Genomic DNA, 20305 nt, shown 5'->3' with positions numbered 1-20305 from the left:
TTTAATTTTTGTCGTTAAATCCAATATAAATCACTTCTTCTTCAAGTAAAAATCCTGTTTTTATTTGAACTTCAGTTTTTACTTTCTCAATTAGTGTTTTAATCTCTTTAGAACTGGCATTGTTCTTATTGATAATAAAGTTACCGTGGCAGTGTGATACTGCCGCCCCTCCAATGTTTAGTCCTTTTAAGTTGCATTCTTCAATGATTTGCCCAGTAGGTTTTAAAAATTGTTTATTATTTTTAAATGTACTCCCGCTGCTTGGAGAGAGATAATGTCCTTTATCTATTCTTTTTTGCTTGTTTTGTTTCATAATCTCTTCAATATGTTTTTTATTGCCTTTTGTTAGGTTTAGGGTTGCTTTTAGTATTACAGTATTTTTGTTTTGAAAAGGAGAAATTTTATATGAGAATTCACTTTTTTCAAGTTTTTTGCAGATAGTTTGTCCATTTTCATCTACAAAAATGACCCGATCTAATATTTCGGAGATTTCGCTTCCAAAACACCTGGCATTCATCCAAATTGCACCTCCAAGAGTTCCAGGAAGTCCATATATGAATTCTAATCCGCTTAATTCATTTTGCATTGCAAAATGACATAGGTCGTCAAAATTGGTTCCGCATTCAGCAGTAATTTGATTGTTTTGAAGTTTAATTTTATTTAGGTGTCCAGTATATATTATAGGAAAATCAATTTCTAATTCGTCGTTTATTAGCAGATTGGAGCCTCCTCCTAAAATAAATATTTTAACTTTTTCTTTTATTGCTACTTTGAATATATGTTCTGCATCTTTTATTGTTTTAGGTGTTAAAAATAGTTTGGCAATACCCCCTATTTTATAGGTTGTATGGTTTGCAAGATTTTCTGTTTTAGGTTTAATATTAATCTTTTCAAGAAAATTATTTATGTTTTTTAACATGTTTTCTAATTTTATATTGGATTATTGTTTTTTTCAAATTTGAAGTAGACTTTTTAAATGAGATGTAGTTTTAATTATTATTAGATTTGTCAAATTGTTTTAAATATAATAATATTGTATGATAAGTTATGTAGAGATTATGTTAATTGTGATTTATTTTGACATTTTTAATCTCTGGGGTTAATTTTTTCACGGGGTGTATGCTTCTTAGATTATATAATACAAAAACAAAAAGTTTATCTGAAGTAAAAAATTTTAATGATACTAAGGTCTATGCTTGTGGACCTACTGTTTATAATTATGCCCATATAGGTAATCTTAGAACATATATTTTTGAAGATCTGCTTATTAAGTCCTTAAGGTTATTAAAATATAATGTTAATTATGCAATGAATATTACTGATATTGGTCATTTAACAGGTGAATTTGATGAGGGAGAAGATAAAGTTGTTAAGGCTGCAAAAGAGAGAGGCCTTACGGTTTATGAAATTAGTAGGTTTTTTACAGAAGCTTTTTTTTGTGATTGTGAGAAATTGAATATAGTGCGTCCTGATAAAGTGCTTATTGCAAGTGAATATATTGCAAGCATGATAGAGGTGATTAAAGTTCTTGAGCAAAATGGGTTTACTTATTTTGTTAATGGCAATGTTTATTTTGATACTTCTCTTTTTAAGAGTTATGGCCAGATGGCTGGTATTAATCTAAATGGTTCTGGGTTTTCTTCTGTTTCCAGAGTTGAGGTAGATCCGTCAAAAAAGAATAAGTCAGATTTTGTTTTGTGGTTTACGAATTCAAAATTTAAAGATCAGGAGATGAAATGGGATTCACCTTGGGGTTTTGGTTATCCAAGTTGGCATTTAGAATGTGCGGCGATGAATTTAGATTGTTTTAGGAGTACTCTTGATATCCATTTGGGAGGAGTTGATCATATTGGGGTTCATCACATAAATGAAATAGCGATAGCAGAATGTTATTTAAATAGAATGTGGTGTGACATTTTTGTTCATGGTGAATTTTTGATTATGGAAGATGAAAAGATGTCAAAATCAAATAATAATTTTATAACTATTAAAGACTTAGAAACTGATGGATTTTCGCCTTTAGATTTTAGATATTTTTGTTTAACTGCACATTATAGAACTCAACTTAAGTTTACGTTTAGTAATTTGAGAGCTTGCAAGATGGCTAGAAAAAATATGCTTAATAAATTGACAGCTGTTTGTTCTTCATTAAATCAATTTGATCTGGTATTACTTAGTAAGAATTATGAGAATATTGAATCTGTTTTAGAGAAAAGATATTATGATAGTTTTTTGGAAAAAATAGCTTTTGATTTAAGCCTTCCTCAGGCATTAGCCTTGTTATGGGATATTGTTAAAGATGATAATTTAAGTGCTTTCTCAAAACTTAGACTTACATTCAAATTTGATGAAGTTTTATCTCTTGGTTTAAAAGAAGGAGTGTTTAGAGAGATTGAGAAGGATAGGATAGATATTGATGATGCTATGAATTCTTTGCTGGAAGAGAGACGGTTAGCCAAGATAAGAAAAGATTTTAAGCGTGCTGATGAGATTAGAGAATATTTTTATTCTAAAGGTTTTGTATTAATTGATACTGAAGAGGGGACTAAGGTTAAAAGAGGGTAATTTTTGGCAGTATTTTTTAAGAGTCAATATTTTGTTTTAAGCTTAGTGTTTTTAATCTTTTTAAGTTTATTTATTTTTTCTGGATTTTTGTTTTATTTAAAGCCTGTAATTTGTGAAATATCACCAATGCCTGCTTCTCATGAAAATGTAATTGTGATTAAAGGACGTAATTTAGGTGATAAGATTGGAGAGATTAATATTAATGATCATTATTTAATGAAGAGTAGTATTGTTAGCTGGAGTAATGAGAAGGTAGTTTTTAGAATTACAGATGAGATCAATTCAGGTCTTGTTTTTATAAAAAGCGAGAAAGGGATTAGTAATGAACTTTTTCTTGTAATTAGTAGACAAGTTCCAATTAAACTTGAGAAAAAAAATAAACCTTTTCTTTTTGTTACTGATGATTTGGTTTTAATGACAAATGTTCCTGTTATATTAAGAGGTAAAAATTTAGTGTCAAATTTTGCTGATGTTGAAATATTTATTCAAACAAAACATGAACTTTATAAAGTCCTTCCTAGAGATATATTGAAATTGAGTGAAGAAGAAATAAAATTTATTCCGCCAAAGACTTTGCATATTGATGGTGAGATTTTTTTGCTGGTTGACGGAGTTGAAAGCAATAAAATTCCTTTTAATTTTAATACAAATTTTTTTAGGTGGAATTTAAAGAGAACTAGAGGTTTTAAAATATCTCATGAAATTTATTTCGTTCAGGATTATGGTAAGGAGCTTAGTTTAATATCAGATGACATTAATTTTAATGTTTTTTATTTAAGCCCAATTGAAAATGAGAGACAAAAAATTAAGTTTGCAGATAATAATGGGGCTATATTTGATTTAGATAATTTGTTTTTTAAAAGCTTAAAATCAAATACATATCATTTAGAATTTGAAGTTGAGACTTGTAAATTGGATTTAGATATTTTTGATAGCAAAGCTTTGAAAAGTATTAAGGTAAATACAGATAGTAATATATATGAATTTAAAACATATGTTTTAAATAAGAGAGATCGTTATTTATCTTATGATTCACTTGATTTAAGTTCAATTAATTTGAATGTAAACAACAAAGATTCGGCTTATGAATTGGCAAAATCTATTATTGATGCTTTAGTTTTGCATTTTACGATTATAGATAATGATTTAACTTTGGATGAGTCTATTAAAATGAGAGAGATTTCAGCTGGTAATTTAATTTTACTTACGAATTTGTTGTTTTTACGAAACAATATACCTTTAAGAAATGCTGTTGGACTATATTTTGATACTAGGTCGTCTAGTCTTAAAGAACATGCTTGGTGCGAATTTTTTTTAGAGCATATTGGATTTATTTATTTTGATATAGTAAATGCGGTATTATTTAGAGATATCTCTAATTATTTTTTGAATATGTCAGAGAATTATATCCAATATGGATATAAGGAAGATTATGATGATTTGTTGTTTGATGATTATTTTGGTTTAGTATTGTTGAAATATAAAAACTTGACAAATAGTAATTATTCTCTGAATTATAAGATTACTTTGGAGGAAAATATTAATGATAGATAGTGTTTTATTTGATTTAATTGAAAGGGAATCTAAGAGGGAGAGAGAAAATATTGAATTAATTGCTTCAGAAAATTTTGTATCATTAGGGGTAAGACAGGCTGTTGGAAGTATTTTGACTAATAAATATGCTGAAGGTTACCCTTCAAAGAGATATTATGGTGGATGTTGTGTTGTTGATGATATTGAAAATTTAGCTATATCGCGCGCAAAAGAGCTTTTTGGTGCAAGTTATGCAAATGTTCAACCTCATAGTGGTTCCCAAGCTAATATGGCTGCTATAATGGCACTTATTAAGCCTGGGGATAAAATTCTTGGAATGGAGTTGTCTCATGGGGGTCATTTAACTCATGGTAGTAAGGTCAGTTTTTCTGGAATTCTCTTTAATGCATATTCTTATGGTGTATCAAGGGATTCTGAGATAATTGATTATGATGATGTTAGGAGAATAGCTAAAGAATGTAGACCTAATTTAATAATTGCTGGTGCTTCTTCTTATTCAAGGGAAATTGATTTTAAAAAATTTCGTGAAATAGCGGATGAGGTTTCAGCTTATCTTTTGTGTGATATTGCTCATACAGCAGGCCTTGTTGCTACAGGTTTTCATAACTCTCCTATTGATGTTGCACATTTAACTACAAGTACTACTCATAAGACTTTAAGGGGCCCTAGAGGAGGATTAATTCTTGCAGGTAAGGAATCTGATATGATAGTGAATTTTAATAATAAAGAGAGAACACTAGAGAATTCTGTTAATTCTTGTGTTTTTCCAGGAACCCAAGGTGGGCCTTTAATGCATGTTATTGCAGGTAAAGCAGTGGCTTTTGGAGAAGCTTTGATGGGTGAGTTTAAGGATTATATTTCTAGGGTAATAGAGAATACCAAAGCTATGGCTGAGTATTTTGTTTCAGAAGGTTTTAGAATAGTTAGTGGTGGAACGGATAATCATTTATTTTTAGTTGACCTTGGTATTTTGGGTATTACAGGGGCTGATGCTGAGGAAGTGCTTGAGAGCGTAAACATTATTCTTAATAAAAACACAATTCCTTTTGATTCAAAAAATCCTTCTGTAGCTTCGGGTATTCGAATTGGTGGTGCTGCTATTACTTCAAGAGGTTTAAATAGAGATGATTCTATTGAGGTTGCTCGTTTTATTATTAGGGCTTTGAAGACTAAGTCTGATGATGAGCATAAAAAAATAAAATGCGAAGTCGTAGAATTTATTAGTAGTTTTAATATGCCCTAATTTTGATTTGCAGTTTATTTATTTAGGTGTCAAATTTGTTTCAAATTTTCTTTTTGTTATTGTCATTGATTTTGATTTTTAGTCCCTTTATTTTAAGTGTGTTTTTCATATTTTTTGTTTTTTTTATAATCACCAGTATTTTAGGTGGATTTAGGACGTACACAACAAGAGATTACTTTTATTCTAAGTCAAGGGAACTTGAGTTTTATAAGTTATCTTTTTTATTGATAGCCAAATTGATTTCTATTTTGGGGTCAATGACTGGCGAGCAATTAAATTATATTAATTTTATAATAAATTCTTTAAATTTATCCGAAAAACATAAGACGGAACTTTATAATGTATTTCATTTTTCTGTTACTCAAAATAGAAATGCAGATAAAATATTATATACGCTGAAGCTTGGGTACTTTCAGCATAGAGATCTTTTTGTGTGGCTTGTCTCAGTTCTGAAAGAGATTAATAGTTTAGCTAGATATGGAAACTTGGAAGGGGATAAATTTATTCGTTATGTTAGTGCGTTTCTTGAGCTTGATTTTGAAAGTCATGATGCTTACAAAAATATTAATATAGAGATTATTAATCCTTATGAAGTATTGGGTTTAAGATATAATGCTAGTGGTGATGACATAAAGAAGGCTTATAAAAAATTAGTTATACAATACCATCCAGATAGATTTGCAAGTGAACCTATTAAACAAAGAGAGGCGAATGAAAAATTTATTAAGATCCAAGATGCTTATGAAAAGATCTGCAAAGAGCGAAATTTAAAATAGTTAATTTATTAAGTTGTATTTGATTAATAAGATTTTATTATTTGAAATAAATTTGATAAATCGTTTAAAGAGTAGAAATCTATCCTTTAAACGATCCTTTTTGTTTATTCGTTAAAATTTACTGCAAATTGTAAGAAAACACTTCCCATTTGGTCTTTTGTTGCGAAAAGATTGTTTGAATCCCATCCAAGTGATATTTTGGTCAATTTGATTAAATTGTCTAATTCTATCCCAGCTTTTAGATATATGCTTTTATCTGAACCCTTAAGTGAGCCTAAAATATAGGTGCCTACATATGGTATTATGTGTGTTGTTGGTGATATGGATTCTACAGGTATTGCGTAATTTATGTATAATGCACCTCCAAGCTTAGTCGCCTCAGTAAATGCAACTGTTTGAGTATTATTAGTAGTAGTATTAGTATTTGGTGTGAGAGTAGTTATTATATCATTTGATTGGGGTTGTTCTTTTAATAGATCATAAATTCCAAGTGAAGCTATCCATCCAAGACCAGGAATAATTCCTTTTATGTTGTCTTCGTAAGTTGAAATTTCGGCATTAAAAGTTTGGAATGATTTTGCAGCGATGTTCTGTATTATTTTGTTTGAAGATGTAGGCTTATATAGGTTCTTTCCATAGGTAATTCCAAGTCCAATTCCGGATTTTTTGTCTTGTTTTCCAAATATTCTTGTATTATAGGAATTATCACCTTTAATTGACCATGATTCTTGTTCACCGTCATCTGTATTCCAAGCTAAACCGATACCTGTGCCTACAGAAAATGCGAAGTTGGTACTTCTTTTGTTGTCAAATTGAAGTTTGTTTCCTGTTGGATTAAACTGGTTTGTTTTATCTGTATTTGCCTTTTTGGAGATGTGTCCAAGTATAGAAAAATCGCTAGCAAATGGATCTATTCCTACATCAGAACCGGTTTGTATTAAGAGATAGGTATTTTTATCATTGATTTTTGTAAGACCAAGCTTGTATGTAAATCCAATAGAGGCCATTATAGATGCGTTTGATAAAGTTGGACTGACAAGATCTGAGCCTACAACAGATTTGTCTTTAAGTCCGTATGTTATTGATGAATGATTAAATGTTGCGTTTCCGATTGCCCCTGAGAGTCCAAAGTGTAATTCAAATGGAATTTTTGCAATGACATCTGAGCTGTATTGTTCTAGTTCATTTTTCATTGGTGTCCATTTCACTTTTGTTCCATAAAGTATACCTTGATATGTATTGTTGTAAGGAGTTTCGTCTTTTTTCTTTTTATCTTCTTCGGAATCGTTAGCATTTTTTTTGTAGTTTCTGTTCCCTGTTCCTGTTGCCCCAATTGCAAGCACAAGTTCTAATTGTGGAAAGGTGTATCCAAACTGAAGTGTTCCTATTGTTTTTGCTGTACTTCTTGCGAGGATTGTTCTTCTTGTAGCGCAATCATCGCTTGGAAAACCGTAATATTTGCTTTGAATACTAGTCATTGGTGCGAAACTAAATAATGATTCTTGATTAAAATCAAAATCAGTCATTGATTCTATTTTAAGGTAAAAGTCATATATGTTGATTTGTGTTGTAATGCTTCCTACATCGAGTTTAAGTATGGCATCCTTTTTGCCCTTAGCTTTTAACACGAGGTCCTCTACTTTGATGTAAGCTGAGAAAGGATCATGCTTTCCTATTTCGTTATGTGTTTCATATGGTACAAATTTAATTCCTAGCTGGCTTTTATTTTCCAAACCAGGAATTGACTCATCTATATCGAATCTAAATTCGCTACTATTTTCGAATGTTAGTTTAGGACTCCATGGACTTGACATGGATATATCTTTATCTATGTCATCGGCAAAAACTGTAACAGTGGTTAATAGAAACATAAAGATACATAATAATATTGTTTTATTCACTTTTGTCTCTCCTTTGTTGTGAAATTTAGGGCTTCGTTAGAAGTTTTAAATAATATGTATTTTTGTCTTTGGGTGTTAATGATATTAATTCTTAGATAAAAATTCAAGTATTTTTTATAGTTGTTATTTTTAAATAAGACTAACATAATAACTTTGTTAGTCTTATTTATTAAATATTTGAATTTATAATTTATTTATATTTATAATAAGAAGTAAACTAAAATTCCCGATATAAAAATATAGCCAAGAGCGTATGCTATGGTTTTTGATAGTAATTTTCCTTCTTGTCCAATAAGTCCTGCTGTTGTTGTTGCTATTGTAATATTTTGAGGTGAGATCATTTTTCCCCCTGTTGCTCCTGTTGTGTTTGCGGCTGAAAGCCAGTAAGGATTAACATCAATATTTGCTGCGATTTGCGTTTGCAATGGCCCAAATAAAACATTTGAAACGGTATCACTTCCTGTAAGGAAAGTTCCCAGAGCTCCAATTAATGGGCTAAATAATGGGTATAATGTGCCTGTTAATGTTGATATGCCATCTGCAAGATCTTTTATCATGCCGCTATGTGTCATTAATCTTGATATTGATACTATGCAGATAATTACAAAAGAAGATAATGCCATTTTTTTTATTGTAAGTATGAATGTTTTTAGTTGTTCAATTATAGGAACACTTCTGATTGAGTAAGATATTACTGTTGCAAGAATAATTAGTGGTCCTGGTGAGGTTAGCCATTTAAATTGTAGTGGATTTGCTCCTGGATAAATTGAAAGAGTAGTTTTAAAGTTTGATAGATATTTATTTATTCCATAGAAAAGTGGTGAGACAGTTATTATGAGTGAAACTATTAAAATATAGGGTAGACATGCAAGTAATCCTTCCATTGCTGATACTTTTATATTGTTGTTAGTTGTATTTTTGTTTTCAAAAAGCTTTGCATAAATTATTGTTATTGCCATTGCAGGTATGCTTCCAAGTATTGCGGGAAGTTCTGGGCCTAAGGTTTTTGAAACATAAATAGAGATATTGCTATTGATGCTCCTGAGAGGAGTGTTAGGATAAACATTCCGCCCTTAAGACCTTTAATTCCGCCTCCTACAATCATAACTAATACAAATGGTATAATAAGAGTTGGCAGGATGAGTTGTAAAGAGACATCATATGATAATATATTAACATCTAATCCTGTTGCTTGGGAGAGAGATATTATAGGGATTCCTACTGAACCATAGGCAGTTGAGGATGTATCCATGATTAAACATATAAGGCAGGCAAAGAATGGTTCAAAACCCATTGCCATTAGTATTGATACGGGAATGGCGACTGCAGTTCCGTATCCCGCAACTCCTTCTAAGAAGTTACCAAATCCCCATACTACAAGCAAGACTATTATTCTTTTATCAGAGGATACGTTTGATAACATGGCTTTTATGATTTTCATATCATTTTGACTTTCAGCCATTTTATATGTGAAAATAGCAGCTATAATTACAATAACTATTGGCCATATTCCCATTATTGTTCCCTCAAATATTGCAAGACTTGTATTGATTATTCCTAAATTTTTGTCAAGTAAGGTTATTGCAATAGTAACTATTAAGCATATTGGTATCACATAATATGCTGGTTTTTTTATTATCCCAAGTCCAATGATTATAATTGTTATTGGTACTAAGGCTTTAATGAAGTCATAAAAATTCATAATAGGATGTGTGCTCCTTTTTAGATTTACCATTTAATTTTATAACAAATTCTTATGCAATAATATATAATATAATATTACTTTATGAAAATTATTCCTGTTATTCTAAACATTTTAATTTTATCAGGTGTATTTAGTAAACTTTTTTCAATTGATTTACTTGAGATCAAAAAAGTAACGGAAGATGCTAAGTCAGTTGTTTTGCTTGATTATGATACCAAATGTGCTCTTTATTCCAAAAATCCAAATTTGGTTTTTCCACCAGCATCGCTTACTAAACTCGTTACTATTTATACCGCTTTAGTTGAGGCAAGGAAAAAAAATATAGATTTAAAGACCACTGTTCCTATTAGCAGTGCTGCATCGTATTATAATCTGCCTTTAGATTCTTCTTTGATGTTTTTAGAAGAAGGTCACAAAGTGAATTTTGAGGAATTGCTTAAAGGTCTTATAATTTCTTCAGGTAATGATGCCGCTATTGCAATTGCTGAATTTATAGTTGGGAAAAATTTAAGTGATTTTATTGATTTAATGAATATTAATGTTTTAAACTTGGGACTTATAAATATGAGTTTTGTTGATACATCGGGTTATAGCAGTGATAATAAGATTACGGCGTTGGAAATGGCATTGTTTGCAAGAACCTATATGGAAGAATTTGAATTTATACTTCATATACATTCCCTTAAAGAGTTTATTTATCCAAGGTCTGAAAATTTAGGTAATACTTCTTCTTTAAAGCTGTTAAATTTAAAACAAAAGAATAAAAATATTTTAATATTTAATTATCCTTATGCTGATGGATTAAAGACTGGTTATATTAAAACATCTGGTTTAAATTTAGTTGCTACAGCTAAAAAAGATGATATAAGATTAATAGCGGTTGTCTTGGGAGTTAATAAGGGAGTTAACAATGTTGGAGAGAGGAAGCGTGCCTTAATTGCACAAAAATTATTTGAGTATGGATTTGGTAACTATGCTCAATTTTCTTTTATTGGCAAAATTAAAAGAAAAGATCTATAATGAGGTATGTTCGGTATTTTTTTTAAAGAGTTTTTGAATATGTCTTTTGAAAGAGACACACTTTGGTAAGTTAGTTTTGGTATAGAAGAGTTGGTTGTTCCACTTAAAAATGATGAAGTAGTGAGAATATTGATTTTTGGATATTTTTAAGTTAGAGGTGCTAAGTTTGTTTGTTTAGTTACGTTTAAGAATTAGAAATTTTGATAGTATTTATGGGTGTTTTATAAAAGTTTTTTAAGAGAGTAATTGTTTTATGTTGAATCATTTTAATTTTAAGTTGAAAAGAGATGTTACAATAATAGTGCCGGGTGAAGCTTTTGTGTCAAATAATAGAGTTATTTCTACGATACTTGGTTCTTGTGTGTCTGTTGTGCTTTATGATGGGGTGCGTAGGATTATAGGAGTAAATCATTATGTGTTAGTGAGAGCTGATTCAGTGGTGAATGTTTTACAGAAAGGTAGATATGGAGTTTATGCTATTCCTATGTTAATTGATGCTATGATAGAAAGTGGGGCATCAAAAAGTAATCTTAAGGCTAAACTTTTTGGAGGTGCTAATTTTATGGCCAAAGGAACAATAAGAGTTGGTGTTGAGAATTCAGAGTTTGCCGTTAATTCGTTGATTAAATATGGTATTCCAGTTGTAGCACAAGATTTTAATCAGTCTAAATCCAGAAAGATTTTTGTTTTTCCTGAAAATTTTAAGGTTGTTGTGGAATATCCAGATGGTTTTAAGATTTTTTAATCTTTCCTTAAATTAATTTAGCAAATGATTTCATGATTTTCAGTATGAGACTATCTGTTAAGTGGGTTTTCCTATATAGAGTTAAAATTTTAAGAGAACGTATGTTTTATATTAATTCTTAGTTTGTTAGATATTAATTTTTTGAGATATGTTATGGGTAGCATATAATCAATATATTTAATTATTAATTGTAAATTTGGTTTTATTAGGGGAACAAGATGGAAAATGTTGTAATTCGTTATTTTAGGGAAATATCTCAAATTCCTAGATGTTCACAAAATTTAAAGGGCATTAGTAATTTTATTAAAGAAGAAGCTAGAAAATTTGGATATCCTTTTAAGGAAGATAGTATTGGTAATATTGTAGTTGAGATTAAGTCTAATGGCTGTAGCAATATGTTGCCTATTATTTTGCAAGCCCATACAGATATGGTTTGTGAAAAAAATGAATCTGTTGTTCATGATTTTGAAAAAGATCCTATTAATATCATTGAAGATAATGGGTATTTTGTTGCATCAGGCACTACTCTTGGTGCTGATGATGGGATTGGGGTTGCAATGATGCTTGCCATTATGAGTGAGTCTTTGACTTTTAAACATCCTGCTTTGGAACTTCTCTTTACTGTTGATGAAGAAATAGGGTTGATAGGTGCGATTGGACTTGATCCTAATTTATGTAGTGGTAAGATGTTAATTAACCTTGATGGAGAAGAAGAGGGTTATTTTTTAGTTGGTTGTGCTGGTTCTCGACTTGTTCATATTAACTTTGAGCCACAATATAGACAAAATAGAAAAGAAACAGGTGTTGAAATTTTGTTTACAGGTCTTAAGGGAGGCCATTCTGGTGCTGATATTCATATTGATTTAGCAAATTCTTTGAAATTGATGTTTTTTGCTCTGAGTACACTTAAGGCAAATATGGAATTTGAAATTGGGTATATATCCGGTGGGGATAAGAGTAATGCAATTCCTAGAGAGTCAAAGGCATTAATATTAATTGAAGCTGAGCATTATATTTTATTAGAGAGAGAATTAAAATCGTTTAAACGTCATATGCAAGAGATGTATACTTTTGATTCTGATTTTGAAATTATTTTAAGAAGAGTAAATTTTTCTGGTGATGTTTTAGATGATATGGATCAAGATAAGCTTTTAAATATGGGTATGGCATTTTTGCACGGAGTTCAAAAAGTTGAAAATTATGGTGAAAAACTTATTAGAACGTCTCTAAATTTTGCTAGTCTTTTAAAGGTTTGTAATGAGTATCAGTTTGTATTTACAATAAGGTCTTTGTTAGATATTGAGAAGGAATATATTTTTAATCATTTAAAGGCTATTAGTAGTCTCTCAGGTGCTAATTTTAAAATAGTTTATGATTATTCTTCTTGGAAGCCGGCTGAGAATAGTAAACTTTTAAACCATCTTAAGAATGTGTATAAAAATATGTACTTGGAAGAAGCTAGAACCGTGGTGATTCATGCTGGTCTTGAGACTGGAATAATATCTGCAAAATTTGGAGGAATAGATTCAGTTACAATTGGACCTTGGATCAATGCTCCCCATACACCAAGAGAACAGGTTGATATTGCTTCAACTATTAGAGTTTATAATTTTTTGAAGAAAAGTTTAGAGACTTTATAAAATTTTATATTTTTATCTTTTGTGATTTTGAGTATATATTTCATTAGTTGACTTACTATTTGAATGTTTATAAAATAAGTTTACATGTAATTGAGTATAAGTGGTGGTTGTAGCTCAGTTGGTTAGAGCACCGGATTGTGGTTCCGGGTAGCGCGGGTTCAAGTCCCGTCAGCCACCTTCGATTTTGATTAAACTGCACCCATAGCTCAATTGGATAGAGTAATGGACTTCGAATCCAAAGGTTGCAGGTTCGAATCCTGCTGGGTGTAAAACGTTAGTTTTATACTTGAAAAAGCTTTTTAAGTTGTGTATACTACCTAAGGTATGCAGAAGTGGTGGAATTGGCAGACACGCTAGACTTAGGATCTAGTGCCCTAGGCATGTGGGTTCGAGTCCCACCTTCTGCAAGAAATGCGAAAGTAACTCAGGGGTAGAGTGCCACCTTGCCAAGGTGGAAGTCGCGGGTTCAAATCCCGTCTTTCGCTTGAATTTAGCAATTATTAGTATTGATGTATTTTAATTAGAGGAATAGTGTGATATTAAATAATGATGTAAAATTGATTCCTGGTTCTAAGGTTGAGGCTGTTATTAGAATTTCAAAAAGGTTTGTTAAAAGTAAATACAACGAAATTTTACAAGATTATTCTTCTCGTCTTAAGGTTAAAGGTTTTCGTATAGGAAAAGTTCCTTTTAGTATTATTGAAGGCAAATATTCTGATAATATAAAAGCTCTCACTATAGAGAAGCTTATTCATAAGTCCTTAGAAGAATTTTTTAAAAGTGCAACTTATAAACCATTAAGTTATGCTGTTCCTAAAATATTAGATGAGACATTAGAGATAGATTTAAGTAAAGATTTTGAATTTACTGTTGTCTATGAGGCTTATCCTGAATTTGAGCTATCTGATATATCTAATGTTGAGGTAGAAATTCCAGAAGTTTGTGTATCTGATTCTGATGTGGAGGAAGAGCTTAAATTATTACAACTTGAAAATGCAATGGTTGTTGAGGATAGTGGTGATGTTAAGGAAGGCAGTATTGTTAGAGTAGATTTCGTGGAGCTTGATGATTCCTTAAGTGAGATTTTAACAACTAAAAGACAAGATTTTGTTTTTACTGTTGGCGAGTCTAATAATTATTATGGATTTGATAATGATATTATTGGTATGAAAAAGGATGAAGAGAAAATAGTAGAGAAAAATTATGGTATGGATTATAAATTTAGTGAACTTGCTAATTCTTTTAAGAGATTAAAGATCACTCTTAAAGATATAAAGAGGCGTGATATTCCTGAGCTTGATGATGATTTTGCAAAGGATATTAAGGATAGTTTTAATACATTGGAAGATCTTAAAGAACATATAAGAGAGAATATGTTAAGGGTTGTTAAAGAAAGAAGTGAGTCTCTTAAACTTTCAAAATTGTTATCTGATATTGCAGAGAAGTTAAACATAGAGATTCCATCTTCTATGTTTGAGGCTGAATTGAAAAATGTTTTAAACGAATTTTCACATCAAAATAAGATTAATTTTGAGCAATTAAGCTCTTCTACAGGTTTAGAAGGTATTAATGATGTTTTTAAGGAGAATGTACTTAAGAAATTAAAGTCTAAGTTAGTTTTCCAAAAAATAGTAGATAATGATTTGACAGAGGTTACAGATTCTGATTTAGAGGATGAGCTTGTTAAACAGGCTGAAAATGCGAAGATGAAACTTGCAGAGATTAAGAAATTTTATCGAGATAAGAAATTGCTTGGAATTTTAAAAGATGAAATTAAAAGGCAAAAGGTTAAAGATAAAATTTTAAAAAATGTGAAGGAAATTAATTCTAAAAAAGTTGCCTTTAGAGATTTTATTAATTATAAAACAGGTGAATAATGATAAGAGAATATATGCATAATTTAGTTCCTACTGTTGTGGAGCATACTGGAAATTATGAGCGTGTTTTTGATATATATTCAAGATTGTTAAGGGATAGAATAATTTTTTTGAGTGGTGAGATTAATGATATAAGGGCAGACACAGTCATTGCTCAGCTTCTTTTTTTAGAGTCTGAAGATTCTAAAAAGGATATATATGTTTATATAAATTCTCCTGGAGGTAGTATTACCGCAGGACTTGCAATCTATGATACTATGCAGTATATCAAACCAGATGTAAGAACAATCTGCATTGGTCAAGCAGCTTCAATGGCTGCATTTTTACTTGCAGGAGGTGCGATAGGCAAACGAGAGTCATTATCGTATTCAAGAATAATGATTCATCAACCTTGGGGTGGAATAGGTGGTCAAGCCAGTGATATTAGTATACAAGCGAATGAAATTATAAGGCTTAAGAGATTAATAATAGATATTATGTCTGATAAGATAGGAGTATCTAAGGAGAAATTATCTCTTGATATTGAACGGGATTATTTTATGACACCAAAAGATGCTCTTGATTATGGAATTATTGATGGTATCTTGGTAAAAAATTAGTTTTATTGTGGGTGAGATTTGATATGGCAAGAAGAAAAAGTCAAAAAATTGAAGGATGTTCTTTTTGTGGACGTACTGAGGCTGAGGCTGAAGGGCGAATTATTTCAGCAAAATCTGTTGCTATTTGTTTTGAATGTTCTAAAATATGTCATAATCTTTTTAAAGAAGAAACAGAAAAGCCTGTAAGGCCTAAATCTTCAAGGAGTCTTCCAACTCCTAAACAACTTAAAAGTCATTTAGATAAATATATTATTGGACAAGAAGATGCAAAAAAAGTATTGTCCATTGCTGTTTATAATCACTATAAGAGGATATTTAAAGGTAATAAGAGTAATAATGGGATTGAACTTGAAAAATCTAATATATTGCTTGTAGGTCCTACTGGGAGTGGTAAAACTTTGCTTGCAAAAAAGTTAGCAGTTGAGATGAATGTTCCATTTGCAATGGCGGATGCTACAACGATTACTGAGGCTGGATATGTGGGAGAAGATGTTGAGAATATTTTACTTAAGTTAATTCATGCTGCTGATGGAGATATAAGTTTCGCAGAAAGGGGTATCATTTACATAGATGAAATAGATAAGATTGCAAAAAAAGGTGAAAATGTTTCAATTACAAGGGATGTATCTGGAGAAGGTGTTCAACAGTCTTTATTAAAAATAATTGAAGGCACTATTGCAAATGTACCGCCAAAAGGTGGGAGAAAACATCCTTATGAGTGTACTATTGAAATCAATACCCAGAACATACTATTTATATGTGGTGGGGCTTTTGTAGGACTTGAAAATATTATTAAAAAAAGAATTAATAAAAGTTCTATTGGATTTTCATCTGCTGGTAGAAAAGATTCTGGAGAGGTTAATTCTTTAAAATACTTGGAAATGGAAGATTTGGTTAAATTTGGACTCATCCCGGAGTTTGTAGGTAGGCTTCCTGTACATTCTTATCTTGAAAAGTTAGAAAAGGAAGACCTGATCAAAATATTAGTTGAACCTGAAAATTCTATCGTAAAACAATATTGTCATATGTTTAAGATGGATAATGTTGATCTATTATTTGAAAGAGATGCGCTTGATGCAATTGCAGAAGAAGCCATGCTTAAAAATACAGGTGCTAGAGGTTTGCGTTCTATTTTAGAAGAATTGCTTAAAGATGTAATGTTTGAAATACCTTCAACGAAGCAAATTAAAAAAGTTATTGTTACTAAAGAGTCTGTTTTAAATAGCAATATTGAGCCCTTGATTTTGACAGGAAGGCATGCTAATAAACCTTGGGCAAAAGAACTTTATGAAATCAATTCTCAATCTAATTAGTTCTAAAAAAGACGATCTTCCAGTTATTGTTTTAAGGCAGAATGTTTTTTTTCCAAATGTAACTTTATGGGTTAATTGTGATGATAGTATTTCGATTAATGCAATATATCAGTCTATGTTAGAGGGTAGATTGATCTTATTTTTTTGTGCTAATGATCTTAACTCGTGTAATAGTAGCAAAATTAGTTTAGAAAATTTATATTCTATTGGTATTTATGCAAAGATTATTCAAGTTGTAAAGGTTACTGAAATTTTGATAAAAATTTTAGTAACCTTTCAGGATAGAGTTATTATCAAAAGTATTTTAAAAAAGAATAATTACTTTAGAGCAAAGGTTGATTTTATATCTGATAAATGTGAATTTAATAATGAGCTTTTTACTTATTCTAAATTTTTAAGAGAAGCGTATAATATTTATAGATCTTATTTACCCGTTAAAAAATTAGACAATGATGAGAGTAACGATTTTTTTGATAGTCCAGCTAAGCTTGTTGATGTTATAGCCTCTAATGTGAATTTGGAATATAAAGTTAAAGTAGAACTTTTACAAGAATTAGATGTTAAGCTTAGAATGGAGAAATTGATCATAAATCTAAATATTGAGACTGAGCTTTTAATTCTTAAGAAAGATATTAAGACTAAGGTTAAGACCAGACTTGATAAGGGTCAAAAAGAATATTTTTTAAATGAGCAAATTAAGGAAATTCAGAAAAGATTAGGGAGAGATGAGACTGATTATCTTGAAAGGTTAAACTTTAAAAATATTCCTGAAAATATTAAATCTAGAATTGAAAAAGAAATATCTAGATTGACCCGTATGAATATGAATTCTCCAGATGCTAATATTGTTAGGAACTACGTTGAATTGTTACTTGATCTTCCTTGGAATGAAAATACTGTGATGAAAAATTCTTTAAGAGAGATTGAACTTATTTTAAGAAATTCTCATTATGGTATGTATGAAACTAAAGAAAAAATAATGAATTTTTTAGCCGTCTATCATATTAATTCTAAAGTTCAAGCGCCTATCTTGTGTCTTGTGGGTCCACCTGGTACTGGAAAAACTTCTGTTGCTTTATCTATTGCTAAGTCTCTTTCTAGGGAATTTACAAAAATTTCCCTTGGTGGGTTAAGAGATGAAACAGAAATTAGAGGTCATCGAAGGTCTTATGTTGGAGCTCTTCCGGGAGTTTTTATTAATGCAATCAAAGTGGCTGGAAAATCTAATCCCGTAATTCTTCTTGACGAAATAGATAAGATTAACAGTACTTATAAGGGGAATCCGGAAGCAGCACTTTTAGAAGTTTTAGATTCTGAACAAAACTCTAGATTTGTTGATCATTATTTAGAAATTCCTTATGATCTCTCTAATGTGTTATTTGTAGCAACAGCCAATTCTCTTCATGAGGTTTCTAGGCCTCTTCTTGACAGAATGGAGATCATTAAGATAGAAGGATATTCTTGTGGTGAAAAATTAGAAATTGCAAAAAATTTTTTAATACCAAATATAATTAAAGATAGTTGTTTAAATAATGTATATATAAGAATAGAAGATGATGTTATTTTACATATAATCAGGAACTGTACTATGGAGTCTGGAGTTAGGAATTTAAAGAGAGTTTTGACTAATTTGTTTAGGATGGTTGTAAGAGAATTACTTTATGTCTACTCAAGGGAGGATATAATTAAAGGAAATTTTTATTTTCCAAGTTCCTTAATGCATGGCAATAATTTACTCTTTACCCATGATCCTGATGTCCCTGGTATTTACAAAATAATTAATATGAATAATTTTCATTTTTATGTGAATTGTGAGTATAAGTTTAATTTAATTAGGATTGACTCTTCTGGATTCGTTTATGGTCTTGCTTGGACAAGTTATGGAGGCACTGTACTTCCTGTTGAAGCTATTAAGTTTGATAATAAAGGCGATATTATTTTAACAGGTAGTCTTGGAAGTGTTATGAAAGAAAGTGCACAATTGGCTTATTCTGTTGTAAAAACTTATTCTTCTGAGCTTAATTTTGATATAAATGAAATTCCTGAAATTCATCTTCATTTTCCAGAAGGAGCTACACCAAAAGATGGGCCTTCTGCTGGAATTACTATCGCAACAGCCATAGCTTCTGTGCTATCTGATAAGAGAGTACCTCTAGATCTTGCTATGACTGGAGAGGTTACTCTTAAAGGTTCAATTCTTCCTGTGGGAGGTATTAAGGAGAAGGTTCTTGCAGCTTATAGGAATGGTATAAATAAAATTATTATTCCAAAGGATAATGAGAAAGATTATGTTAAACTTCCAGAAGATATTAGGGATAGTATTGATGTTAAGTATGTGTCTAATTTGGGAGAGGTGTTTAACTATTTAAATATTATTTAAATTATTTTATTTAAATAATTTAGAGTTTTATATGTTAGAATTTATTAAGGAGGAGATATGAAGGATGGAGTTAGAAAACCCTCAGGTAGCAGGGCATCATTTAATTCTCAAGGTTCTGTTAAAAATAGAATTAACAATAATTTTTCATCTTTTACAAATGGCAATTTTGGGAAAGATTTTGCTAAGAAGAAAAAAAAAAGTAAGTAGTTAAGTGGCATGGCTAATAACCATGCCACTCTTATTGATTTATGCTCTCTTGGAATAGTATTCAACAATCATTTGTTCATTTGCAAGGGTAGGTATTTCATCTCTTGATGGCGGTCGAGTTATTTTTACGTTTAAATCATCGGCATTTACTTCTATCCAAGTTGGTAATTTTCTAAGAGTTGATGTTTTTTCTATGTTGGATCTAACTAATTTTTTTAGACTATCTTTTTCTTTTACTTGTATCATATCGTTTGCTCTTAGAGTAATGGATGGAATTGTAACTCTTCTTCCATTAAGCATAATAATTCCATGTGAAACTATTTGCCTTGCGTGAGCTCTTGAAATAGCAAACCCAGCTCTGTATACAACATTGTCAATTCTTCTCTCAAGTAATGCTAAGAGATTATCGCCTGTAACTCCATGCTGTTTTCTTGCTTCTTTGAAAATATTAGTAAGTTGTCTTTCACTTACACCATAAGTGAATTTTACCTTTTGTTTTTCTATTAGTTGCTTTCCATATTCTGTGATTTTAGCTCTCCTAGATCGTCCGTGCATTCCGGGTGCATTAGGTTTCTTTTTAAGCAATTTATCGTATTTAGGCTGTTCGAAGATATTCACGCCAAATCGCCTTACCAATTTTCCTTTAGCTATGTTTTTTCTATTCATTTATTCCTCGCATCTTTAAATAGCAGGGGCAGGACTCGAACCTACGACCTTCGGGTTATGAGCCCGACGAGCTACCAAACTGCTCCACCCTGCGTCTTGCAACATATTTTAACA

14 protein-coding genes, 5 tRNA genes and 2 pseudogenes are annotated in these 20305 nt (G+C 30.7%); 16 read left to right on the top strand and 5 right to left on the bottom strand.

Annotated elements, in window-relative coordinates; all coding sequences use genetic code 11:
* Window position 1: 1 nt before the first annotated feature.
* Window positions 2–919: a UDP-N-acetylmuramate dehydrogenase gene (gene murB / locus R5397_RS01375; protein WP_421622632.1), complete on the bottom strand. Its 918-nt coding sequence runs from the start codon at window positions 917–919 to the stop codon at window positions 2–4.
* A 200-nt stretch (window positions 920–1119) separates the two neighbouring features.
* Here murB and R5397_RS01370 point away from each other — a divergent pair, with 200 nt between their 5' ends.
* Genes R5397_RS01370 through R5397_RS01355 form a run of 4 tightly spaced genes read left to right on the top strand, consistent with a single transcriptional unit; the run spans window position 1120 to window position 6138 of the window.
* Window positions 1120–2565, top strand: coding sequence for a cysteine--tRNA ligase (locus R5397_RS01370; protein WP_421622631.1), 1446 nt, complete (start codon window positions 1120–1122; stop codon window positions 2563–2565).
* A gap of 3 nt (window positions 2566–2568) precedes the next feature.
* A complete protein-coding gene (locus R5397_RS01365) occupies window positions 2569–4119 on the top strand; it encodes a DNA-binding protein (protein WP_421622630.1) in 1551 nt (516 codons plus the stop codon).
* Window positions 4109–5362 (top strand): serine hydroxymethyltransferase, encoded by a 1254-nt coding sequence (gene glyA / locus R5397_RS01360; RefSeq protein WP_247065736.1) that lies wholly within the window; start codon window positions 4109–4111, stop codon window positions 5360–5362. Before R5397_RS01365 ends, glyA begins: the two co-directional genes overlap by 11 nt.
* A gap of 26 nt (window positions 5363–5388) precedes the next feature.
* The gene (locus R5397_RS01355; protein ID WP_421622629.1) at window positions 5389–6138 is read left to right on the top strand and encodes a J domain-containing protein; all 750 of its coding nucleotides are present in this window, start codon (window positions 5389–5391) and stop codon (window positions 6136–6138) included.
* A gap of 104 nt (window positions 6139–6242) precedes the next feature.
* Here the strand turns inward: R5397_RS01355 and R5397_RS01350 are convergent, their stop codons facing one another.
* Together R5397_RS01350 and R5397_RS01345 are read right to left on the bottom strand one after the other, a co-directional pair.
* The gene (locus R5397_RS01350) at window positions 6243–8039 is read right to left on the bottom strand and encodes an integrin-binding adhesin P66 family protein (RefSeq protein ID WP_421622628.1); all 1797 of its coding nucleotides are present in this window, start codon (window positions 8037–8039) and stop codon (window positions 6243–6245) included.
* A gap of 200 nt (window positions 8040–8239) precedes the next feature.
* Window positions 8240–9741 (bottom strand): annotated as a pseudogene (locus tag R5397_RS01345) (lactate permease LctP family transporter).
* A gap of 84 nt (window positions 9742–9825) precedes the next feature.
* On the opposite strand from R5397_RS01345, the pseudogene R5397_RS01340 reads away from it, so the two are divergent.
* The 12 genes and pseudogenes from R5397_RS01340 to R5397_RS01285 all read left to right on the top strand — a co-directional run.
* A pseudogene (locus R5397_RS01340) lies at window positions 9826–10765 on the top strand (D-alanyl-D-alanine carboxypeptidase family protein); the annotation flags it as partial.
* A 252-nt stretch (window positions 10766–11017) separates the two neighbouring features.
* The gene (locus R5397_RS01335) at window positions 11018–11509 is read left to right on the top strand and encodes a chemotaxis protein CheD (protein ID WP_247065741.1); all 492 of its coding nucleotides are present in this window, start codon (window positions 11018–11020) and stop codon (window positions 11507–11509) included.
* A gap of 218 nt (window positions 11510–11727) precedes the next feature.
* Window positions 11728–13149 carry a beta-Ala-His dipeptidase gene (gene pepD / locus R5397_RS01330; protein ID WP_421622627.1) on the top strand — a complete coding sequence of 474 codons (1422 nt, stop codon included), beginning with the start codon at window positions 11728–11730 and terminating at the stop codon, window positions 13147–13149.
* Window positions 13150–13252: 103 nt separating this feature from the next.
* Window positions 13253–13326 (top strand) — tRNA-His (locus tag R5397_RS01325).
* An 18-nt stretch (window positions 13327–13344) separates the two neighbouring features.
* Window positions 13345–13418 (top strand) — tRNA-Arg (locus R5397_RS01320).
* A gap of 57 nt (window positions 13419–13475) precedes the next feature.
* A tRNA-Leu gene (locus R5397_RS01315) sits at window positions 13476–13556 on the top strand.
* Window positions 13557–13562: 6 nt separating this feature from the next.
* Window positions 13563–13634 (top strand) — tRNA-Gly (locus R5397_RS01310).
* Window positions 13635–13682: 48 nt separating this feature from the next.
* Window positions 13683–15026 carry a trigger factor gene (gene tig, locus R5397_RS01305; protein ID WP_421622626.1) on the top strand — a complete coding sequence of 448 codons (1344 nt, stop codon included), beginning with the start codon at window positions 13683–13685 and terminating at the stop codon, window positions 15024–15026.
* A gap of 14 nt (window positions 15027–15040) precedes the next feature.
* Window positions 15041–15625 (top strand): ATP-dependent Clp endopeptidase proteolytic subunit ClpP, encoded by a 585-nt coding sequence (clpP, locus tag R5397_RS01300; protein WP_247066306.1) that lies wholly within the window; start codon window positions 15041–15043, stop codon window positions 15623–15625.
* 23 nt (window positions 15626–15648) lie between these two features.
* On the top strand, window positions 15649–16938 hold the full coding sequence (gene clpX / locus R5397_RS01295) for an ATP-dependent protease ATP-binding subunit ClpX (RefSeq protein WP_421622625.1): 1290 nt from the start codon (window positions 15649–15651) through the stop codon (window positions 16936–16938).
* Window positions 16913–19318, top strand: a complete 2406-nt coding sequence (lon, locus tag R5397_RS01290; protein ID WP_421623047.1) for an endopeptidase La — start codon at window positions 16913–16915, stop codon at window positions 19316–19318. Before clpX ends, lon begins: the two co-directional genes overlap by 26 nt.
* Window positions 19319–19375: 57 nt before the next feature.
* Window positions 19376–19525: a hypothetical protein gene (locus R5397_RS01285; RefSeq protein ID WP_421622624.1), complete on the top strand. Its 150-nt coding sequence runs from the start codon at window positions 19376–19378 to the stop codon at window positions 19523–19525.
* Between the two features lie 39 nt (window positions 19526–19564).
* Here the strand turns inward: R5397_RS01285 and rpsD are convergent, their stop codons facing one another.
* Together rpsD and R5397_RS01275 are read right to left on the bottom strand one after the other, a co-directional pair.
* Window positions 19565–20191, bottom strand: coding sequence for a 30S ribosomal protein S4 (gene rpsD, locus R5397_RS01280; RefSeq protein ID WP_247065747.1), 627 nt, complete (start codon window positions 20189–20191; stop codon window positions 19565–19567).
* A gap of 20 nt (window positions 20192–20211) precedes the next feature.
* Window positions 20212–20285: transfer RNA gene (locus R5397_RS01275), tRNA-Met, on the bottom strand.
* Window positions 20286–20305 lie beyond the last annotated feature (20 nt).

Origin of the sequence: Borrelia sp. MN22-0132, assembly GCF_049201035.1 — a bacterium.
In the GTDB taxonomy this organism is placed as follows: Bacteria; Spirochaetota; Spirochaetia; order Borreliales; family Borreliaceae; genus Borrelia; species Borrelia puertoricensis.
The sequence above is the reverse complement of the archived record's forward strand: the minus strand, read 5'-3'. Positions and strand labels throughout refer to the sequence as shown.